The organism is Aminobacter sp. HY435 (assembly GCF_027568395.1).
In the GTDB taxonomy this organism is placed as follows: Bacteria; Pseudomonadota; Alphaproteobacteria; order Rhizobiales; family Rhizobiaceae; genus Aminobacter.
The window spans coordinates 1-20,594 of sequence record NZ_JANKZL010000007.1 but is presented as its reverse complement, the minus strand read 5'-3'; the positions used below and the strand labels follow the sequence as shown (position 1 = coordinate 20,594).

20 protein-coding genes and 1 pseudogene are annotated in these 20,594 nt (G+C 64.7%); 3 read left to right on the top strand and 18 right to left on the bottom strand.

Features of this window, described 5'->3' with window-relative positions:
• Positions 1 to 197: 197 nt before the first annotated feature.
• The 7 genes from PCJ21_RS11465 to PCJ21_RS11435 all read right to left on the bottom strand — a co-directional run bounded on the left by PCJ21_RS11465 (position 198) and on the right by PCJ21_RS11435 (position 6,103).
• Positions 198 to 989, bottom strand: coding sequence for an SDR family NAD(P)-dependent oxidoreductase (locus PCJ21_RS11465; protein ID WP_269931541.1), 792 nt, complete (start codon positions 987 to 989; stop codon positions 198 to 200).
• 1 nt (position 990) lies between these two features.
• A complete protein-coding gene (locus tag PCJ21_RS11460; RefSeq protein ID WP_269931540.1) occupies positions 991 to 1,578 on the bottom strand; it encodes an SRPBCC family protein in 588 nt (195 codons plus the stop codon).
• Complete coding sequence (locus tag PCJ21_RS11455) at positions 1,575 to 1,937, bottom strand: ArsR/SmtB family transcription factor (protein ID WP_269931539.1); 363 nt, start codon at positions 1,935 to 1,937, stop codon at positions 1,575 to 1,577. The genes PCJ21_RS11460 and PCJ21_RS11455 overlap by 4 nt, the downstream gene beginning before the upstream one ends.
• A gap of 52 nt (positions 1,938 to 1,989) precedes the next feature.
• A complete protein-coding gene (locus tag PCJ21_RS11450; protein WP_269931538.1) occupies positions 1,990 to 3,450 on the bottom strand; it encodes a RimK family protein in 1,461 nt (486 codons plus the stop codon).
• Positions 3,447 to 4,553, bottom strand: a complete 1,107-nt coding sequence (locus PCJ21_RS11445; RefSeq protein ID WP_269931537.1) for a GNAT family N-acetyltransferase/peptidase C39 family protein — start codon at positions 4,551 to 4,553, stop codon at positions 3,447 to 3,449. The genes PCJ21_RS11450 and PCJ21_RS11445 overlap by 4 nt, the downstream gene beginning before the upstream one ends.
• Before the next feature lie 240 nt (positions 4,554 to 4,793).
• A complete protein-coding gene (locus PCJ21_RS11440; protein ID WP_269931536.1) occupies positions 4,794 to 5,588 on the bottom strand; it encodes an anti-sigma factor family protein in 795 nt (264 codons plus the stop codon).
• On the bottom strand, positions 5,585 to 6,103 hold the full coding sequence (locus PCJ21_RS11435) for an RNA polymerase sigma factor (RefSeq protein WP_269931535.1): 519 nt from the start codon (positions 6,101 to 6,103) through the stop codon (positions 5,585 to 5,587). Before PCJ21_RS11435 ends, PCJ21_RS11440 begins: the two co-directional genes overlap by 4 nt.
• A gap of 235 nt (positions 6,104 to 6,338) precedes the next feature.
• Between PCJ21_RS11435 and PCJ21_RS11430 the strand changes: the two genes are divergently transcribed.
• Complete coding sequence (locus tag PCJ21_RS11430; RefSeq protein WP_269931534.1) at positions 6,339 to 7,580, top strand: MFS transporter; 1,242 nt, start codon at positions 6,339 to 6,341, stop codon at positions 7,578 to 7,580.
• A 76-nt stretch (positions 7,581 to 7,656) separates the two neighbouring features.
• Here PCJ21_RS11430 and PCJ21_RS11425 read toward each other — a convergent pair whose 3' ends face one another.
• From PCJ21_RS11425 to PCJ21_RS11390, 8 genes are all read right to left on the bottom strand, one after another.
• Positions 7,657 to 8,283, bottom strand: coding sequence for an outer membrane protein (locus tag PCJ21_RS11425; RefSeq protein WP_269931533.1), 627 nt, complete (start codon positions 8,281 to 8,283; stop codon positions 7,657 to 7,659).
• A gap of 407 nt (positions 8,284 to 8,690) precedes the next feature.
• Positions 8,691 to 11,429 (bottom strand): DUF2339 domain-containing protein, encoded by a 2,739-nt coding sequence (locus PCJ21_RS11420; RefSeq protein ID WP_269931532.1) that lies wholly within the window; start codon positions 11,427 to 11,429, stop codon positions 8,691 to 8,693.
• A 29-nt stretch (positions 11,430 to 11,458) separates the two neighbouring features.
• Positions 11,459 to 11,977, bottom strand: a complete 519-nt coding sequence (locus PCJ21_RS11415; protein ID WP_269931531.1) for a PaaI family thioesterase — start codon at positions 11,975 to 11,977, stop codon at positions 11,459 to 11,461.
• On the bottom strand, positions 11,974 to 12,735 hold the full coding sequence (gene recO, locus PCJ21_RS11410; RefSeq protein ID WP_269931530.1) for a DNA repair protein RecO: 762 nt from the start codon (positions 12,733 to 12,735) through the stop codon (positions 11,974 to 11,976). The genes PCJ21_RS11415 and recO overlap by 4 nt, the downstream gene beginning before the upstream one ends.
• Before the next feature lie 72 nt (positions 12,736 to 12,807).
• Positions 12,808 to 13,989, bottom strand: a complete 1,182-nt coding sequence (locus PCJ21_RS11405) for an MFS transporter (protein WP_269931529.1) — start codon at positions 13,987 to 13,989, stop codon at positions 12,808 to 12,810.
• Between the two features lie 169 nt (positions 13,990 to 14,158).
• A complete protein-coding gene (gene pepT, locus PCJ21_RS11400) occupies positions 14,159 to 15,391 on the bottom strand; it encodes a peptidase T (RefSeq protein ID WP_269931528.1) in 1,233 nt (410 codons plus the stop codon).
• 109 nt (positions 15,392 to 15,500) lie between these two features.
• A complete protein-coding gene (locus PCJ21_RS11395) occupies positions 15,501 to 15,731 on the bottom strand; it encodes a DUF4287 domain-containing protein (RefSeq protein WP_269931527.1) in 231 nt (76 codons plus the stop codon).
• 29 nt (positions 15,732 to 15,760) lie between these two features.
• Complete coding sequence (locus tag PCJ21_RS11390; protein WP_269931526.1) at positions 15,761 to 16,675, bottom strand: DMT family transporter; 915 nt, start codon at positions 16,673 to 16,675, stop codon at positions 15,761 to 15,763.
• Positions 16,676 to 16,725: 50 nt separating this feature from the next.
• Here PCJ21_RS11390 and PCJ21_RS11385 point away from each other — a divergent pair, with 50 nt between their 5' ends.
• Positions 16,726 to 17,277, top strand: a complete 552-nt coding sequence (locus PCJ21_RS11385; protein ID WP_269931525.1) for a MarR family winged helix-turn-helix transcriptional regulator — start codon at positions 16,726 to 16,728, stop codon at positions 17,275 to 17,277.
• A gap of 24 nt (positions 17,278 to 17,301) precedes the next feature.
• On the opposite strand, the gene PCJ21_RS11380 is transcribed toward PCJ21_RS11385, so the two are convergent.
• Positions 17,302 to 18,183 carry a sugar phosphate isomerase/epimerase family protein gene (locus tag PCJ21_RS11380; protein ID WP_269931524.1) on the bottom strand — a complete coding sequence of 294 codons (882 nt, stop codon included), beginning with the start codon at positions 18,181 to 18,183 and terminating at the stop codon, positions 17,302 to 17,304.
• Positions 18,184 to 18,319: 136 nt separating this feature from the next.
• On the opposite strand from PCJ21_RS11380, the gene PCJ21_RS11375 reads away from it, so the two are divergent.
• Positions 18,320 to 19,003, top strand: coding sequence for a pentapeptide repeat-containing protein (locus PCJ21_RS11375; RefSeq protein WP_269931523.1), 684 nt, complete (start codon positions 18,320 to 18,322; stop codon positions 19,001 to 19,003).
• 24 nt (positions 19,004 to 19,027) lie between these two features.
• Here PCJ21_RS11375 and PCJ21_RS11370 read toward each other — a convergent pair whose 3' ends face one another.
• A complete protein-coding gene (locus PCJ21_RS11370; protein ID WP_269931522.1) occupies positions 19,028 to 20,233 on the bottom strand; it encodes an NAD-dependent formate dehydrogenase in 1,206 nt (401 codons plus the stop codon).
• Positions 20,234 to 20,484: 251 nt separating this feature from the next.
• Positions 20,485 to 20,594 (bottom strand): annotated as a pseudogene (locus PCJ21_RS11365) (IS5/IS1182 family transposase); the annotation flags it as partial.

Below are 20,594 nucleotides of genomic sequence, written 5' to 3'. Positions count from 1 at the left end.
GGTTCGGCGGCAGCAACTTTGCCGGCACCAGCTTGCCAACGACCGCCCAGGGCCCGCGCGGCTGGCCTTGGCTCATTTCGCTCGATGCTTGCCGGGCTGGCCACGCAGTTCAAGATAGGCCACCAGCACCATCACGACGGTCGACGCAGCCTGCGATCGAAGAAGATCAAGGGAGACGGGAATTGGCAAGGCAGCTGTCAGTCCACCAGCGTGCCGCAGGTCAGATTGGCGATGGCGCCTGTCATCGCCCCTGCCCGATCGGAAGCGACGAAGGCGGCAAAGTCGCCGATCTGGGCCAGTGTCGGGAAGCGCCGCAACAGCGGCCCCGACGCGGCGCGCGCGGCGAGCATATCGTCAACCGACATGCCAGCCCTGCTGGCGAAGCCCTCGAAGGCGGCGCGCGCATGCGAGACATCGAGCGCTTCGGGGACGGCGTCCGGGCGAAGGCAGACGACCCTGATGCCCCGCGCCCCGAGTTCGCCGGCCAGGATGCGCGACATCGCCTCTACCGCGGCACTGGCCACGCCGTTGCCAAGAAATCCAACTCCCGACATGCGCGCGCCGGGCGTCGAAAGCGTCAGCAGCACACCGCCCTCCGGCATATGGCGCGCGACAGCGCGGGCGGTCAGGAAATTGGTCCTGACATAGGCGCCAACCGGCCTCTCGAAATCGGCAAGGGAGAGCTCCGCAAGCGGCGTTCCCTGCACATGGGCGATACCGACGGCATTCACCGCGATGTCGATGCCGCCGGTCCTCGACGCCACAGCGTCGGCGTGGCGCTCCACGGCCTTTTCGTCGAGCGCGTCGAGCACAGCGACTTCCGCAAGGCCGCCGTGCGCACGGATGTCGCGCGCCGTCTTGTCCAGCCGTTCGAGCGTGCGTCCGGCCAGGAACACGCGTGCGCCGTCACGGGCAAACGCGCTTGCCGCAGCACCGCCGATTGCACCGCCGCCGCCATAGACGACGGCCGTCCTGTCCTTGAGCAACATGTCAGGCTTCCTTTCCTGCGCCGTTTGCCTGCGGTGCGGCGATACGGGCCGCGTAGTCGGCCACCAGCCGCGTGTGAGCCTTCCAGAACCCCTCGGGCTCGCGACCGGCAAGCCGGTCGGCAAGGATGCCGAGATGCGCATGCCAGCCGGCGGCGACGTTGAGCATCGCACCATGACCGGTCAGGCGGCGATGCGTGACGGTCAGCAGCACCTTGTCGTCGCGCGATTCGAGTTCGAAGCGCACCTCGGAGCTTTCGCCCGCCTCGGCCCGGCCACCCCAGCTGTAGGCCAAAAGATGCGGCGGCTCGCAGGCGGTGATTTCGCCCACCACCTTATGCTCGGCAAAGGCGGCCATGTGTGGGGGCGGCGGATCGTCGTTGCGGGTGAGTGCGGAGTTGCGGAAGATGTTCTCGACCTTGCCGCCGGCGCGCAGTTCCATCGGTCCGCCGGCGAGCCAGGTCGCGCGCTTGTCGGCGTCGGTCAGGTAGCGCCAAAGCCGTTCGATCGGCCCGGGCAGCAGCCGCTCGATGCGCAATGTTCCGGATTCGGTGACGACGCCATAGGGCAAATGCAGGGACTGCGTGGTCATGAGCCTTGTCCTCCAGAGGGGTGCCCGGCGGCATCCTCGGCCTCGAGGATGGCCTGCAAGGCGTCGAGCCGCTGGTTCCAGTATTTCTCGTAGTGGCGGAGCCATTCGACGCCCGCATGCATCGGCATGGCATCGAGGCTGCAAATGTGAGTGCGCCCCTGGACGCTGCGCGACACCAGCCCTGCCCGTTCCAGCACCTTGATGTGCTTGGAAGCGGCGGCGAGCGACATGTCGAAAGGCGCAGCCAGATCGCCGACATTGCGCGGCCCCCTGGCGAGGCCGTCGAGCATGGCCCGCCGCGTCGGATCGGAGAGTGCGTGAAAGATGGCGTTCAGCCGTTCTGTATTTTTCTCAACCATAAGGTTGAATTTATGCCGAACAGGCGGAACTGTCAACCAATAGGTAAAATGACTATTTGCCGTTGCGATCGAGCCGGTCGAGGAACCATTGCGTCAGGCGCACCCAGACCTCGTCCTTCTCGCCGGAATCCTCGACGCCATGGTCTAGGTTCGGGTTGTCGTTGACCTCGATGACGAACACCCCGTCCCTGGTTTCCTTGAGATCAACGCCATAGAGCCCGTCGCCAATGCAGCGCGCGGCGCGCACGGCCGTGTCGATGACATGCGCCGGCGCGTGCTTCAGCGTGAAGGTCTTGATGCCGCCTTCGATCGGCTTGCCCTTGCCCTCGTGGTTGACGATCTGCCAGTGCTTCTTGGCCATCAGGTAATGGATGGCAAACAGGGGCTGGCCGCCAAGCACGCCGACACGCCAGTCATACTGCGTCGGCATGAATTTCTGGGCGATCAGAAGATCGGAATCCTCGAGCCAGGCGGTAGCCAGCGACTTCAGCTCGTCGAAATTGGACGCCTTCTTCACCCCGCGCGAGAACGAACTGTCGGGGATCTTCAGCACCAAAGGGAAGCCGAGCGTATCGGCGGCGAGCTGCAGGTCGAATGGCCCGGCGATCATCACGGTCGGCGGCACCGGTACGTTGTTGTAGGCCATCAACTCGTTGAGATAGACCTTGTTGGTGCAGCGGATCATCGAAAGCGGGTCATCGATGACCGGCATGCCTTCCTGCTGGGCGCGGCGGGCGAAACGATAGGTGTGGTTTGAGATCGATGTCGTCTCGCGGATGAACAGCGCATCGTAATTGGCAAGCTTGGCAAGATCCTTCCTGGTGATCGGCTCAACTTCGACACCCATTTTTTCGGCGATGCGGGCCCAGTGGCGCAGCGATGAAATCTGGGATGGCGGCAGTTGCTCATGCGGATCGATCAGGGTGGCGAAGGTGTAGCGTGAAGGCGTGCGCGCCTTGGTGTCGCGCCATTCGCGGCTGGTGTAGGTGTCAAGCGCCGCAACGAAGCGTTTCTTGTCGGCGTCGGCCAATCGGCCGAGCGCCGCGAAGCCGATCTTGTGGATCGCCGCCCATTCGCCGTCCTTGATCGCCACTTCCAGCGCCGGCGCGCGGAACCAGTCGAACAAGAGCCGGGCAAAACGGTCCCATGCCTTGGACGGGCCAATGCCGAAAAACACCGTCACCTTGGCGGGAAAGCCGCCGCCGAGATCCTTGCGGCATTTGTTGAGCGCGAGTTCAAGTTCCGGCAGCGCGTTTTCGTAGAGCTTGCGTTCCGACAGGTCGATCATCGTCTCGACGGTCGGGATCACCTTGTGGCCGCGCGAGCCGGCCAGCAGCGAGGCATAATAGCCCCGGCTCTGGTAGGTATAGCGGTTGGACAGGTTGATGATCTTCGGCCGTTGGCCGCGAAACAGCGAGGGATGGGCGAGATAGTCACGATTGGTGATGATCTTGTGCGGCGTCGCGGTCTGGTCGAGATCGCTCTGCCGGCCGGTGAGGATGACCCAGGTCATTTTCTGGCGGACTTTCCGAGGATGATGGCTGCACGCAGGCCGTCGGCGCCGAACTGGGCCATGCGCATGAAGATGTCGTAGGGAACGGGAATGTTGGCGGCATCGGAGGCCGTCTCGCGCTGTTCGTCCTCTATCCAGGGATCGTGGATCAGTATGTGGCCGCCGTCGTCGCCGATGGCGAGCACCCAGTGCGGCACCTTCTTGCCGAACATGATGAAGCCTGAGATCAGCACCAGCGCCAGCTTGCCCTCGGCCAGCCGCGCCCTGATGTCGTCGAGCCCGAACGGCCGGTAGGCGACCGGGATTGCGTATTTGTCGGCGCGAGCGCGGAAGTCGGCCTGCGCAAGCTCCATCACCCGGCGCTTCTCGGCGCTGCGCACCGACTGCAGGAACAGCGCGCCTTCAGCCGAGACGAGTATCTCGGTACCGAGCCCGGCCTCAAATGCCGCCACCGCCAGCCCGAAAGGTTCGCAGCCGCCCGGCCCCGACATCATGAAGATGGTCGTCGCCTCGCGCCACAGCCTGATCTCCATCACCGGATCCGGCACAAACTTCCGGTCGAAGTTGGCCATCGCCATCATCAGGCAGCAAGGCCCGCAGGTGAAGTCGCAGGTCTGGGCGTAGAACGGCACCTTCGTGGTGATCGGCACCTCGCCCCGCAGCATCTTCTCGTAGCGCAGAGCGGTCATGCCGTCTTCGTAATAGTCAGGCTCCTGGCCGATGCGGCGATAGCCGTTCTGCTCGTAGAGCCTGATGGCGCGGAGATTGTCCTCACGGACCTCGAGCCGCATCATCATGCGACCATGCGCGTAGGCGACGCGCTCGGCGGCGTCGAGCAGGCCGCGGCCAATGCCTTTGCCGCCGAGATCCGGGGCGATGGCGAAGGAATAAAGCCGCGCCACGCCGCTGCCCTTGCGAAACAGCACCATGGCGTAGCCGGCAATCTTGCCGGCGGCCTCGGCGACGAGCGCCTCGGCGGTTTCATGGTCGATGAGCTGGCGGAAGGAGCGGCGCGAAATGCGGTCGCCTGGGAACACGGCGTTTTCGATGGCGACAAGCGCATCGACATCTTCAGCGCGGGCCGTACGAATGTCGGCTGCCATCTGGTCCTGAGAACCTCGTCTGGGCGGAGAAGCCCTGATGGATATGTCCGTCCGAGGCGCTCGCAGTGCCTCAAATGCACTGCGCAGTCACGCTCCGATTCGGGCCTTATTGTGACATGGAGCAGGGCTCGACGAGGATATGAATCTCATAGGGATTCGTTTGAAAAGCGATGGGGCTCGACCAGCCCAATATTATCCCCATGGTGAGCCTGTCGCCGGGCAGGCGACCGACCGACTGCCTTAGGACCGTGCCATCCCTGCCCCGGCGATCAGTTGCTTGTAGGCGTCCCGGGCGACAACGCCGAGTTCCTGCGGCGGCAGGGTGCCGACGATGACGCAGCCATAGCCCTCATCCTCCCAGTAGATCGCTTCCGGCCCACCGCTCGCCAGCGTGAAAGTGCCCTTGGAGCGCTCGCCGCCCTCGGCGATGACATACACCGAAATGCGGTTGCCCTCGGCGTCGGCATAAAGCATCAGCGCCGCCGTGTTGCCGCCAGCCGGCACCAGCCGGCCACCGAGCAACTGGAAGCCATTGTTGCTGAGATCGGGCGCCACGAGCTTCAGGCCGGTGCGCTTGGACAGCCAACCGGTCAGATAGTCCGGGTTGGAGCCATCGACCTCGACCGGCCGGTTCTTGTCGCCGGCAAACGTCAGATGGGCGGCAATCGCCTGCTCTGCCATGCGATCATCGGAACCGACGGGCGAACCTAGTCCGTTCGTCCCCAGCAGGTATCCGCCAAGTCCGCCTGCCACAAGCAACGTCGCAGCCGCCGCCATGCGCCACCACGGCGGGCTCGACTTGCGTTTCGGCGTATCGCCTTCGATCACAGCCGCAAGGCGCATCGGAACGGGCTCGTCGAGAACGCCGACAAACAGGCCGCCCAGCGCGGCATTGTCCGCCGCGTAACGCTGGCTCTTCGCCTTCATGTCCGGATTGGCTTCCAGCCAGGCCTGGTAGGCGGCGCGTTCGTCCTCCGGCAATTCGCCATCGATTGCCAGGTGGATATCGCGGTCTGTAAAGTTGCGCGCGTTCATCTCTCGACGATCCTTATCGTCCGGCGCCGGGCCTGATCGTCCAGCAGCGCGCGAAGCTCTTCGCGGCCACGCGCAATTCGCGACATCAGCGTCCCGGCGGGAATGCCAAGCATGGTCGCCGCCTCGGCATATGAAAACCCTTCGATACCGACCATCACCAGCGCTGCCCGCCTGTCGGGGCTGATCGCCTGCAATGCATCGACGATCTCGCGCGAGGCAACAGTTTCGGCCTGCATGCCGGGCGTGGCCAAGGCCTCGTGCGCGTCGAGCGGCAGGATCGCCGCCTCGCCGCGCCGGTTAACCTTGCGCACATGGTCGATGAACAGATGATGCATGATCGTAAACAGCCACCTCCTGGGGCTTTCTCCGGTACGCCAACTTTCCATGCGCAAGAGCGCCCGCTCGAGGCAGTCCTGGACAAGGTCGTCGGCGGCGTCGCGGTCGCGCATGAGCGCGCGCGCATAGCGGCGCAGGCGCGGTATTTCCTGAAGGATCGCTGCTTTCTTCTCGTCCATGACCGCGGATCGCAACTCGCCCTCTCTGCACGCCGATTCAACGCGCGTTGCCAGCGCAACGCAAGCGGCCGAACTCTGGTGCAGCACCCGTCGGTCACCCAATCATCCAAATAACGCTTCAGGCGCGCGGTCTATTCCACAATCCATCAGAAAAGTTGAAGCATCCGCTAGTTCAATTGATTTTGAACATCGGCACGGATCGGATAGAAACCGGGTTCTCACGGGAGATGCAACGATGACGGCAACGGCAATGAACAGCAGGTCGCGCAGCAGCGTGCCGTGGCTGATCATCATCTGCGGCTGCCTGATTGCAGCGCTGACCTTCGGACCGCGTTCGTCGATGGGTTTCTTCCAGTTGCCGATGCTCGCCGAAAAAGGCTGGGACCGCACCACGTTCGGCCTCGCCATGGCGATCCAGAACCTGTTTTGGGGTCTCGGCCAGCCGATTTTCGGCGCCATCGCCGACCGCTTCGGAAGCTGGCGCGTGCTGACCCTGGGGGCCGTGCTCTACACGCTCGGCCTGTACATGATGGCCCATGCCGACAGCGCCTCGATGTTGTATCTCAGCGGCGGCGTTCTGGTCGGCCTTGGCGTCGCAGCAGGCTCGTTCAGCATCGTGCTTGCCGCCTTCGCCCGCAACACCAGGCCGGAAAACCGCAGCCTCGTCTTCGGCATCGGCACGGCCGCCGGCTCGGCCGGCATGTTCATCTTCGCGCCGATCAGCCAGGGCCTCATCGACACCTATGGCTGGTCGGATACGCTGGTCTACATGTCGATCGCCATGCTGGCGATCCCCGTCCTGGCCATCCCGCTTGCCGGCAACTCGAAGTCGGGGAAGGTATCCCAGGTCGAATTCGAACAGACGGCGCGCCAGGCCTTGTCGGAGGCATTCGCCCACCGGAGCTACCTGCTGCTCACCTCGGGCTTTTTCGTCTGCGGCTTCCAGGTGGCATTCATCACCGCCCACTTCCCCGCCTACATCAGGGATATCGGCATCGACGCCCGCTACGCGGTGATCGCACTTGCCCTGATCGGCTTCTTCAATGTCATCGGCTCGCTGGCCTCGGGCTTCATCGGGCAGAAATACTCCAAGCCGCATTTCCTCGCCTGGATCTACCTTGCCCGCTCAGTGCTGGTGACGGCGTTCCTGCTCCTGCCGCAGACGCCTGCAAGCGTCATCGTCTTCGCAACCATCATGGGACTGTTGTGGCTGTCGACCGTGCCGCCGACCAATGGCCTTGTCGCCGTCATGTTCGGGACGCGCCACCTCGGAATGCTCGGCGGCATCGTGTTCTTCTCGCACCAGATCGGCTCGTTCCTCGGCGTCTGGCTCGGCGGCTATCTCTACGACCGCCTCGGTTCATACGATCCCGTGTGGTGGCTCGGCGTACTGCTCGGCCTGTTCGCGGCCGCGGTCCACTGGCCGATCAAGGAGCGGCCGGTCGATCGCCATGCCGTGCTGGCGCCGGCCGAGTAAGGCCTTCAATTCAGCCAACATGAAAGAACCGGCGCAACCACGTTGCGCCGGTTCTTTGTTATTGACGCTCGCAGTCTCAGAACCGGTAGTTCAGGCCCGCCTTCAGCGTGTTGCTGCCGAGTTCGTCGGCCTGCTTCACGCCGCCTACCGTCGAGCGTACCTTGCCGTAGTCGACGTGGTTGTATTCGATCTTACCCGAGACCTTGTCGCTGATCGCCTGCTCGACGCCGGCGCCCAGCAGGATGCCGCCCTCCCAATTGTCGCCCGAGGAGACATTGCTCTTGGGCGTGAACTTGGTCACGCCGTAACCGGCGGTTCCGTAGACCAGCGTGCGATCGAGGGCGACGCCGGCGCGAGCCTTGGCAGCGGCGTCGAAGTTGCGCTCCAGCTGCGCACCATTGGCGATGTTGTGGCGGGTGCCGTTCGAGAAGCTGGCATCCATCTCGGCGCCGTAGACGAACATTCCGGACTGGAAGTTGGCGCCGACCTGGCCGCCGAGGCTCCAGCCGGTCTTGCTGGAGAACGGGTTCGGGAAACCGTCATTGGAAACGCCGACATGGCCACCGCCATAGATGCCCGACCAGTCGTAGGCGCCCGAGCTTTCCTGGTAGCCCGATGCCATGTCGGCCGCATGGGCGACGGCGGGCATGACGACAGGTGCCAGACCGGCGATGAGAACGAAAAACAGATTCCGCGTGGACATAGTGTAGTGCTCCGACATTGCTCAGGACCCGTCGATCCGCGATCGCGATCCGTTGACGGGGCGTCGGCGCAGCGGCAACAGGGAGGTGTTTCCGACGGCCGGTCCCGTGCGCCATATCATTGACGCGAGCGGAACTTGGCTCTCACCGGTTGCCGAAAGATTGCTCGAACTGAATAAAGTTCGATTTGATGCGGCAATCTTTCAGTAATGTTAACAAAAGCTTAATGCGATCGGATGAGGACGTCCGCACGGCAGGCAAGGCGATTGGGGGGAGATCTGCCTGCCATGGGGGCGGGATCGATCAGAAGCGGCGGTTGAGGCCGAGCTTGACGCTGTGGTTCAACAGGTCGTCGGTGCGACGGGTGCCGCCGGCAACGCCGAATGCACGTCGCTTTGAGTAGCTTCGGTCAAGCCTTCGTTGCCGCGTCGTCGTCCTGGCGCGCCGCTCTGGTGAGCAGGCGCTGGTAGAACAGCCCGATCCCGATCAGCACCGCTCCGAGCCCGATGAAAGACAAAGCCCTGAGCACGCCCTGGAGCTCGGACATGTCGAACAGGAAGACCTTTGCGACCGCGACCGAGATGAGCACGGCCGAGGCGATACGCAGGACCTGCGACCGCAGTGTCACGCCTGCAATGAGCAGCCCGACGCCCATGGCCAGCCAAAGCGCCGAGTAGGCGTAGGTCTCGACTTGCCCTAGCCCTGCCCACAGGCCGATGTGCTCGCCCTGGAACAGCCGGCGCAGTGACAGGGTCGCGTAGGCGAACAACAGCAACGCCGACGCCAGCGCCAGCATGGCCGAGTACCATTTCGGGCGCTTGGAGCGGGCGTAGTAAGCAAGTGCTGCGGCAGCTACCGCCGGCAGCAGGTAGGCCAGGAACAAAAGGTTGAAGAACGGAATCCGGCCTGTGCCTTCGTCGGTGAACAGCGGATTGAGCACGAGGAAGTGCTGGGCGAGGATGAACAGCACCGAGAGAACGCCAAGGCCAAGGGAGCCGTAGCGCAGCACCGGACTGGGCGAACGCATGTCTAGCGCTACCAGGATGCCGGCGCCGCCGAGCGAGATAAGCGTATAGATCGCCTGCTCGGCCAGGGTCGGCGCATTCGACGTGATAACGCCGCCGTTCATGGCATGACGCACCAGCATGGCGACCGTCAGCAGGGCGAACAGCGCAGCCACAGCCTCCATGACAAGGCGCTGACGCCCATTGGTGGTTCGGGAGAGCTGCCAGGCGGCAAAGCCGAAGGCCAGCGCCGGGATGCCGTAACCGCTCAGCAGCCAATTGAACACCGGGGTGCGTCCGAGCACATCCGCGCCGACGATTGTCGGGTCGAAGGCGATCCGCACCAGGACGGCGATGGCCGCTCCGACACATAGCCAGCCGAGCGCCGGATAGCTGCGCAGGCGCGTCGCAAGCGCCGGCAGAACGGCGGATGCCCCGAGCAGGACAGTGGTAAGCCCGGACCCGAAGCCTATGTGCAGCACCAGAAGCAAGGCCACGCCGGCCCCGCCGAGAGCGAACGACACAGCCGGGCCGCCATGAAGCGGCGGCTCCTCGCCACGGGCGATCCACTCGCCGCCGGCGACAAAGGCCGCGGCCAGGATTGCAGCGATCAGCGCCCGCACGAGATCGCGGTCTGGATTGCCATAGGTCAGCCACAGCGACAGCGCCACGACCAGCGGCACGGCAACGCCCCAGCCCGTCCATGCGGCGGCGCGCCACGGGGAGGCTGCCGCCAGCCGCCGCGCGCTCCAGAAGCCGGCGCCGGCGAAGACCAACCCAACAACCCAGCCGATGCGGCTGAGCAGCGAACCGGCCGCCTCTATCGGCAGGCCCTCCACCGTCAATCCGCCGATCGGCAGGTCGAGTTCGAAGGTGCCGCCGAGTATGCTTCGCAGATAGACCAGCACGATGACCGCGCCTGCTGCAAACAGCATGACCAAGGCCGCCGAGCGGTAAAGCGCCACCAAAAGCATGGCGAGCAGAAGGATCGCCCCGCGAAGCTGACCGCCCAGTTCTGCGTAGGTCGGGTGGATGAACAGGACCAGTGCGGTCATCGCGACAAAGAACGCCGGCACGAAGGACGGCCAGTCCAGCGGCGCCGTCAACAAATCGTCGCGCGGTCTCAACCACAGCAGGGCGAGCGTCGCCAGCGTCACTGAACTAATGAACAGGACCACCGGGAACTGGGCGACGGGCGCGTCGGCGAGATAGAGAAGCGTCCACAGGCCGGTGCCGACAAAGGCCGCGCCGATCAGCAGCGTCCACCGGCGGATACGGGCGACCGCTGCGGTCGCCACCAGCACGATGGCGAGATAGCCGAACAGCGCCCAGACGTTCGGTGCGGTGGACGAAATCAAGGCCGGCGTCACCATCGCGCCGAGCAGACCGAGGCCGGCCAGGGCCTGACCATGCGCCAGCGCGGCGGCGATGGTGGCTACGCCGACAATGCCCAGCAGGACGAAGGCCGGGCCGGCGCCGATGAAGCCGTACAGCCCATGCGCCGCGTAGATCGTGCCGAACAGCGCGAAGGCGCCCGCCGCAGTGAGGATCGCCGGGATGTAGGCGCTGCCTCCCCCTTCCACCTGAATACGGTAGCCGGTGCGGCGAATGAATTCGCCGCCGCCGACCAGGACAAGCCCGAGCAGCGTGGCCATCGTCAGTCGCGCGCCGGGGCCGAAAAAGCCCTGCTCGATGGAATAGCGGATCAGGAAGACGGCGCCGAAGGCAAGGGCCAGCCCGCCGACCCAGACGGCCCAGCGGGTGCCGAGCGCCGTCTCGATGTCGGCCTTTTCACGTGAGGGAGCGGTCTCGGCCGATGCGGGCTTTTCGCTCCACGGTCCGGCCACGGCGGCTTCAGCTTCGGTGCTTGCCGCCAGCGGAAGCTCCTCGCCTTTTGGAGCCTCCATCGGACTGGGCAATATCGCCGCCTGGTCGTCCGCAGACGCCACCTCGGCCTCCAGGGCAACAGGCGCTGCTGCCGCCTCGACCGCCGGTTTCGACACCGGCGCTGCGGCGACGCCGCCCAGCACGAGTGAGCGCAGCGCCCCCAACTCGCGCTCCAGCAGGTTCAGCCGCGACTGCTGCCTGGAGACGATGATGATCAGTGCGACGACGGCAATGACGCCAAGAAGGCTTTCAAGCATGGCCAGCTCCCCTCAGATTGGCCCGGATTTCAACGCGCCGCGAGATTGGCGACCGGAAAGATCGAACATGTCTCTGTGCCGAACGCCAACAGCTTGCCGCTGGAGTCCTTCAGCGTGGCTTCGGAGACAGCGATGGTCTTGCCCCTGTGGATCACCCTGCCCTCGCAGACGACTTCGCCGGTGTTCGGCGTGATCGGCCGGGTCAGATTGACCTTGAATTCGACCGTCGAGTAGGCTTCGCCCTTGTCGAGCGTGGCATGCACGGCGCATCCGAGAGCCGAATCGAGAACCGTCGCCGCCCAGCCACCGTGCACCGTGCCGAGCGGATTGAGATGGCGCTGGTTCGGCACGCCGCGGAAGACGACGCGCCCCTCATCCACTTCGGTCAGCCCGAAATTCATCACCGCGGCGATCGGCGGCGCCGGGTAAAGCCCTTCGGCGACGCGATGCAACAGTTCCTTGCCCGAATACAGGTGCACGTCGCCATGCGGGATCGTGCCCAGGCCCAGCGGAGAGACAAGGCCGGGAAACAGCTCAACTTCGCTCATGCGGCAGTTTCTCCACGGGAGATGGAACGTGCGGCGTGGAATTTGCGCAGCGCCACCAAAAGTCCGCTCCGGGCGTCCGGCACTTCGATGCCGCGCGGTTCATAGACATGACGGGAAAAAAAGAAGCTGCACAGCCTGAAGGCATCCTCGATGTCCGCCAGATCGGCTCCCTGGCGCGACCCGCGCTGCAGGAATGGAGGCAATGCAAACAGCTTGTCGCGCCACGGCTCGCCGGCGACGCGCGAAACGGCGCGGCCGGACTTCGGCGAGACGTAGGTCAGTTCCTCGACGGTGCCGGTCGCCGCGCACTCGGTGAGATCGAGTCCGAAGCCAAGCTCCTCGAGAACGAGCAGTTCGAAGCGAACCACCAGTTCGCCGACAACGTCGCCGTCGTTGAGATGATCGATCAGAATGGCCAGCGTCTCGTAGAGGCCGGCATGCGGGTCGCGTTCGGGCAAGAGCCTGAGATGTGCGGCCAAGGTCTGGAGCGCGTAGACGGCGATGGCGCTGTCGATCAGCCGGGCGGCGTTGAGCTCGATCGGTTCGGCCTGGAAGGTGCCCAGGTGCTCGTCGAGCCTGGCCCGCCAGATGAGGTCGACGCGGTTGCCGGCCTGCAGAACAGGCTGCTGCTTGCGCGACCGGCCGCCGCGCACAAGGCCCAGATGCCGGCCATGCGCGCGCGTCATCACCTCAAGCACGGCGCTGGTTTCGCCGTGCTTGCGGGTGCCGAGGATGATTCCTTCGTCGCGCCACTCCATTGCCGGACCATCAGCCGGTTGCGCGGCGAAATCAAGGAGAATGGCGCAGCCGGACCGGCTGCGCCGACGCCCCTACGCGTCTGGCAAAGGCCGGATGGCGACCAGCAGCAGCAAGGCGCCCAGCACCAGGACAGCCGCCCCCAGGGCCAAGGGCAAAAGGCCAGCCGTGATGAAGGGAGCCACAGCCGCGGTGCCGATCGCGGTGGTGCCGAGAATGGCCACCACGACGAGCGCTGCGCCGCGCGCGTCGTCGCCATGCGAGGCGACCACGGCGCGATGAAAGCCGGGCGGCCCACGGAAGCCGAGTCCGAGGTTGAACGGGATGAACAGTGCCGTCACCACCAGAGTGTTGCCGCCGCCGGCCAGCGCGTAGCCCAGCATGGACAGACCGCCCAATGCGGACAGCAAGGTGCCGACCCAGATCATGCGCTCGGCGCCAAACCGCCCCGTCAGCCGGCCGGTGGCGTTGGCCGCGACGATGAAGGTGGCAATGCCGGTGACCTGCATGATGATGAAGTCGGTCAACGTCGCGCCAAGTGCGGCGACAAAAACCGTGGGCGCTGCGAAGACGATGACCAGCAGAGCGCCGAGCGTGAAGGCATGGCTCACCGCGTAGCGCAGGAAGGTGGCGTCGCGCAGCAGATGGGCATAGCCGCCCGCGCCCTTGCCGGTCGTCAACGGTGGCAGATGGCGACCAAGGCTGGCGACCGCGGCGGCCAGCAGCAGCGCCAGCACGGCGATGACGTTGAACGAGGCGTTCCAGCCGGCGACCGACAGCAGCCAGACGCCGGCGATCGGGGCCAGCGCCGGCGTCAGCGATTCGATCGAGCCGAGCAGACCAAGCTTGCCGACAGCGCGCTCGTCGCCGAACAGCGCCCGGATCATGCCCGGCGCGAATACGGCGGCAGCCGAGCCGGCAGCCCCTTGCAGGAAACGCAGGCCGATCAGCATTTCCAGCGACGTGCTGATGCCTGCCAGTGCGGAAACGACGCCATAGGTAAGAAGCGACCCGACCAGCAGCCGACGTTGATCGAAGCGCGCGCCGAGCGTGCCGAAGGCGAGCAGCCCGACGGCCGCGCCGGTGACAAACGCGGCGAGCACCATTTGCGCCTGCGCATAGGTCCCGCCCAGAACCTCGGGCAGGCTGGGAACCGCCGGCAGCACGAGATCCGTGCCGGCGATGCCGAGCACAGTGCTGGTTACGATGAGGCCGAACGCGATGCCGCTGTGGCCGCCATTCCGATTGGTGGTCATTGTCCTGCCGGTCGATATCTGTCGGTGGCGTGTCAGTGCCCGACGATGGCGGGCAGGTCAATGTCGCCAACGGCACATATCACTGCCTCAGCGGCCATAGAGCCTGGTCCATCGCCCCGCCAGCCTGGAGCGGCACGCCGGGCATCCCTCCGGGCCGGCGCTTCCGCGGCTACGCGCGCTCTTCCCAGACCTGAGCCAGCTCGACGATGGTCCGCACAGCTTTTTCCATGTCCTGACGGCTGACCCATTCGAGCGGCGAGTGGAAGGCATGGCCGCCGGCGAAGATGTTCGGGCATGGCAGGCCCATGAACGACAGGCGCGATCCATCGGTGCCGCCGCGGATGCTGCCGCGCACCGGCTCCATGCCGGCGCGGCGTATGGCCTCGATGGCATTCTCGACGATTTCGGGATGGCGATCGAGCACCACCTTCATGTTGCGGTACTGCTGCTTGACCTCGAAGCTGTAGCTCGAGCCGGGGAAGCCCTTCATCACATCCTTGACGATCGCTTCGAGCATGGCCTCCTTTTCGGCAAGGCCCTCGTCATGGAAATCGCGGACGATCAGGCTGATCGTCGCCTTGTCCAGCGAGCCGCGCACATCAGTGGGGTGAACGAACCCCTGCTTTCCCTCGGTGGTTTCGGGGGCCGTGTCCCTGGGCAGCCGATCGATGATCGCGCCGGCGATCTTGATGGCGTTCTCCATGCGCCCCTTGGCGAAACCGGGATGGATGGCGACGCCGGTGATGACGATCTCGACGCCATCGGCGGAAAACGTCTCGTCTTCGATGGTGCCGGCGGTCTCGCCGTCCATGGTGTAGGCGAACCTCGCACCGAGCTTTTGCAGATCGACCTTGTCGACGCCACGGCCGATTTCCTCGTCGGTGGTGAAGAGGATCTTGATGTCGCCGTGCTTGATGCCGGGATTGTCGACCAGGATCTTGGCCGCAGCCATGATCTCGGCGACGCCCGCCTTGTCGTCGGCGCCGAGCAGCGTCGTGCCGTCGGTGGTGATGATGTCGTTGCCGATCTGGTTGTTCAATTCGGGATGTTCGCTGACGCGGATCACCCGGTCGGGATTGGCCTTGAGCACGATATCGCCGCCGGCATAGTTGGCGACGATCTGCGGCTTGACGCCGGTGCCGGTGAAATCGGGCGCCGTGTCCATGTGCGAGCAGAAGCAGATGACCGGGACCTGCTTGTCGCTGTTCGAAGGAATGGTCGCGTAGACGTAGCCGTGCTCGTCGAGATGCGCGTCGGCGATGCCGATCGCCAACAGTTCCTCAACCAGCACACGGCCGAGATTCTTCTGCTTTTCGGTCGAGGGCTGGCTCGACGATCTGGGATCCGACTGCGTGTCGATGACGACGTAGCGGAGGAAGCGATCGGTTACGGTGTCGGTCATGGCAATTTCCCCAATGCATCGGCTCTGCACTGCTATAGCGGCGGCCGGCGCAGCGGTGAATGCATTTTGCCGACGACGCATTATGCCAGCGAACCCGGCAGCCGCCGGGCTACTTGTCGCCGGGCTTCTTCTTGCCGGTCAAAAGCGCATAGACCGCCATCGAATGGCCATGGCCGAGATCGAACTCGTCGCGCAGCCATTCGATGATCTGCCCGGCCTTCACGCCCGGCTTCAGCTTGCCGTTGTCGGACAACCCCTTGCCGTCGGCGAGCGCAAGCAGCTCTTCCGGACCCTTGCCGGTCTTGGTCTTGATGGTATCGAGATAGGCCTGAAAAGACATCTTGTTCTCCTCGTTGACAGTTGAATGGATCAGGCGCGGCGGCGGTTGGCGAGCACGCCGCCGGCGATGATGGCCGCCAGCCCCACGACCGACAGCATGGTCAGCACGTCGTTGAACAGGGCTGCTGCCAGCACCACGCCGAACCCCGTGCCCCAATAGCCGAGCTGGCTGAAAAACACCGGTCCGCCGATCTCCTGCAGGCGGAAATTGAGCAGGTAGGACGAGGCCGAGGTGGCGACCATGCAGCCAATCCAGAACAGGATGTCGCGGTCGAAAAAGACCCAGCTCGACGGCGCCTCGAAGAACGGCGCGACAAGCGCCACCATCAGGCTGGAGCTCAGCAGGATGCCGCAGGAAAAGGCTAGCGCCGACGAGCCCCTGGGCCAGTAGGCCGAGCGGATGATGTTGCCGGCGGCAGCACAGGCCGGGATGGTGATGCCGAGCAGCACCCAGACAGTCTGCGAAAAGTCGATCTCCGCCAACTGCTGCTGCACAAGGGCGGCCATGCCGGCGAGGCCGATCAGGATGCCGGCGAATCGGCGGAGATACATGCGCTCGATGCCAAGCCCGGCGGCGAAGCTCATCGTCAGAAGCGGCGACAGCGAATAAACGGTCGAGGTGTAGGCCGGCCCTACCCGGTCGACGATGTAGTAGCCCAGCACCGTCGGGATGGTGAAGCTGATGATGCCGAGCACCAGGTAGAGCACGATATGGCTGCGCTCGCGCGGGATGCCCTGACCTGAGGCCGCCAGCAACGGCAACAGGATCAGGCCAGCGCCGATATTGGCGACCAGCGCCAGCTGGAACGGCTGCATGCCGGCATTCAGCGCCGCCTTCGAGATCATGATGCGGGTGGCGAAGACGAGACCGCACAGCGCCAGCAGGAACAGCGGCGAGCGCGCGGCATAGGCTACCGGCAAACGGAGAACTTGCTGTTGCGTCATGGCTGACCTCGATATATCTTACTGTTAAGATAAATAGCGGAATTATCTTAGTGTCAAGACATCTCGACGAAAATAATGGGGAATTGGCCGGCGACGGCTTGCACGACGGCATCGACGCGCGCCGGGCGCAGTGGGCCAGGGAACTGCCTCGTGTCGACACGCGCGGTATGGCGATCCTGGGTCGGGCCCGCTGGATCACGCTCGCCGCGCGGCCCAGGATCGAGGCGATCTTCGACGCCTACGGGCTCGACACTGGCGAGGCCGACGTGCTGTTCACGCTGCTGCGCTCGGGGTCGCCCTATCGGCTGCGCCCGACCGAGCTCTACAAGTCGATGATGATCTCGTCGGGCGGTGTCACCAATCGCATCGCCAAGCTGGTCAAGGCGGGCCTGGTCAGGCAGGTCGCCGCGGATGGCGATGGCCGCAGCCTGCCGGTGGAGCTGACGGACGAAGGCATGGCCCGCGCGCGCCAGGCCTTCGAGGCCGACATGGCGGCCGAGTCGGAGATGCTGGAATCGCTTTCGCAGGACGAGCAGCGACAGCTCGCCAGCCTGTTGCGAAAGCTCGCGCTGTCGCTCGGCAGTTCGCAGTCGCTCGAGTAGCGCCTGCGAACGGAGGGCTCCGCGTCAGGGGCGTTGCAGCTGCCGCAGGAGTGCTCGCGTCGCATCGGCCAGCCGGCCCACTGTCGCATCCGGGTCGCCGCGATCGGCGCTGAACACTTCCACAGCCAGGACAAGCTCCTGGTTCGCGCGCCGGAGCATGCGGGCCAGTTCGGCGACAGGCTCGTCGCCCTCCCCCGGCGCCAGCCGTCCGGCCATCGGCACATACGGCTCTCCCGGCTGCGGGCGGCGGCGGCCGCTGATCTGCGCTTCGAATATTCGCGGCGACAGCGACGTCCGCAGTTGCTCCGGCGAGCCGCCCGAGCGCAGGAAATGCCATGTATCGAACATTACGCCGACATCGTCGCGACCGCTCTCCTCGACGATCGCCAGCGTCGTCGCAAGGTCGGCAAAGCCGGTGTCGGGTATGAACTCCAGCGTGATGCGGACGCTGACGTCGGCGGCGCGTTCCGCTATCCTGCGCACCGCTTCGCCCATCAACCGCCGGTCGACAGGTTTGCCGAGGAAATGCGCGACATTCAAAGTGCGCGCACCGAGCGCCGTCGCCGCCTTGAGGCAATCGTCCACGCTGTGCAGGAACAGATGACGCCATTCCGGCCGCACGTCGTTCGCATCCGGAAGGCCAGGAAGACCGGACATCAGCGCGTCGATCACGCCAACCGTCACCCCGAGTTCGCCCAGCCGACCGCGCAGGACCACGTCTTCCATGCCGGCATCGAAATATTGTCCGGGCTGGACATGGATCTCGGGAAAGCCATGGCGGGCGGCCAGTTGAGCCAGCTGCAACAGGCTTGCTCCGGGCGCGCAGCCCCAGCACAGGGCGGTGCCCGCAAGTCCATCCGCAGCAACAGATTTGCCCACCAGAACGTCTCCCGTATCGACAACCATTCAGCTCTCCCCGCATGAATTGCCCTATCTACCGGCAGGCAGGGCGGTGCCAACGCCGTCCGAACAGACTAGCTACGAAGTAGATTCTTCTCGTCCGGAAAGCTGCTACAGCAACAGGCGCCTAGGGAATCAGCTGATGGACCGACCACGCAACAAGGCCATGCCAAGCATTCCAGACCCTACATCCCTCGCCGAGTTCGTCGTCGCCGGACAGAAATCTTTCAGCGGCCTCGATCTCAGCCACAGCTCGCTTGCCCGCCTCGACCTGAGCGGCTGCGAATTCGTCGACTGCAACGTGTCGGAGTGCGATCTCTCGGCGGCCATGCTGACCGACAGCCGGTGGATCAACTGCCGTATGCCACGGGCCAGGCTGACCTCGATCGATGCCGTCGACGCGCAGTTCGAGGGCTGCGATCTTTCGAACACCGACTGGACGCGTTCGCGGCTCAACACCGTCAAGTTCACCCGCAGCAAGCTTACCGGCGCGACGTTCGCCGACTGCGCGATGAACGGCGCCGACTTTCGGGAGTGCCGGCTCGTCAGCGTCTTCATGTCCGGGGTTTCGTTTCGCCGCAAGACGCTCGAAAGCCTCGATTTCAGCGACGCCGACCTGAGGGACTGCGATTTTCGCGAGACTGTTTTCGACGGCTGCAGCCTGCGTGGCGCAGCGCTGCGCCTCTGCCGATTCGACAAGGCCGACCTGCGCGGCTGCGACCTCGGCCCGTTGAAACTCAACGATGCGGCGTTCCTGAAGGGCGCGGTGATCTCGAAAAGCCAGGCGACCGACCTGTTGCGCAATCTCGGGCTTCAGGTGCTGTAAGTCGGCTGGTTGCTCGCGCCAGGCTCACGTGCTGGTCTTGAAGCGGGCCGCATCTTCCGAGCCGCGAGTGGCATCGCCCGCGCTGTAGGAATGCGCCCCCGCACCGGCGAGCTTGCCGCCATCGACGATCAGATACTCCTCGCGAATCGGCCGGCCCGCAAACCAGCACTCCAGGATTTCGCGGGTGCCGGCGGCGTAGCGCGCCTGGGCGGACAGCGACGACCCCGAAATATGCGGCGTCATGCCGTGATGCGGCATCGATCGCCACGGATGGTCCTTGGGCGCCGGCTGCGGGAACCAGACATCGCCGGCGTAGCCGGCAAGCTGGCCGCTCTCCAGCGCACGCGCTACAGCATCGCGATTGCAGATCTTGCCGCGCGCTGTGTTCACCAGATAGGCGCCGCGCTTCATCCTGGCGATCATGGCCTCGTCGAAGAGATTTTCGGTCTCGGGATGCAGTGGCGCGTTGATCGTCACCACGTCGCAAACAGGCACCATTTCCGCCGCCGTCTTGTGGAAGGTGAGGCCAAGTTCCTTTTCGACCGCCTCAGGCAGGCGATGGCGATCGGTGTAGTGCAGCTTGACGTCGAACGGCTTGAGCCGGCGCAGCACGGCGCTGCCGATCCGGCCTGCGCCGACGGTTCCGATCTGCATGCCTTCGACGTCGTAGGAACGCGCGACGCAGTCGGCGATGTTCCAGCCGCCCTTCACGACCCATTCGTAGGAAGGGATGTAGTTACGCACGAGCCCCAGGATCATCATCACAACGTGCTCGGATACGCTGATCGAGTTGCAAAACGTCACCTCGGCGACGGTGATGCCGCGGTCCATCGCTGCCTGCAGGTCGACATGGTCAGATCCGATGCCGGCCGTGATCGCAAGCTTCAGCCGGCTTGCCTTGGCTATTCGTTCTTCAGTAAGATAGGCGGGCCAGAAAGGCTGCGAGATGACGATTTCGGCGTCGACGAGCTCGCGTTCGAAAACGCTGTCGAGGCCATCCTTGTCAGCGGTCACAACCAGACGGTGCCCGGCGTTCTCAAGAAACTTCCTGAGGCCGAGTTCGCCCGACACGCTGCCGAGAAGCACCCCGGGCTGGAAGTCGATCGCCATCGGCGTCGGCAATGCCTGCCCGCCGGGATAGCGGTCGAGCCTGGGCAGGCCGTCCCGCGCGTATCTTGTGGGGTAGCCGTCGATTGGATCGTCATAGAGGACGCAAACGACCTTTGCCATTTTCGTATCTCCCTTCATCTCAAAACGACGAGGAAGACGTCCCATTGGTGACAATTGCCGCCGCCAGAACGCTGTTCAACGGGCGGTACGCTCTGACTTGGCTGAGGCTAGCAGGCGCTTCCTCGTTCGGAAAATTGCGCGCTATCCAAATTAGATGGAGAGGCCGAACGTGGTTTCAAGACCATCGAGCGCGCCGCACTCGATGGGATTGATCCTCGCCCAGCCCGCCTTCGTCTAGGTCGTGTGGACAATTACCGGATCCATAGGACAATTGCAGCTATTGTGACGACGGCGAGGTAGTGTCTCGCGGTTTTCTCGAAACGTGTAGCGACCCTTCGGAACTGTTTGAGCTTGGAAAAGC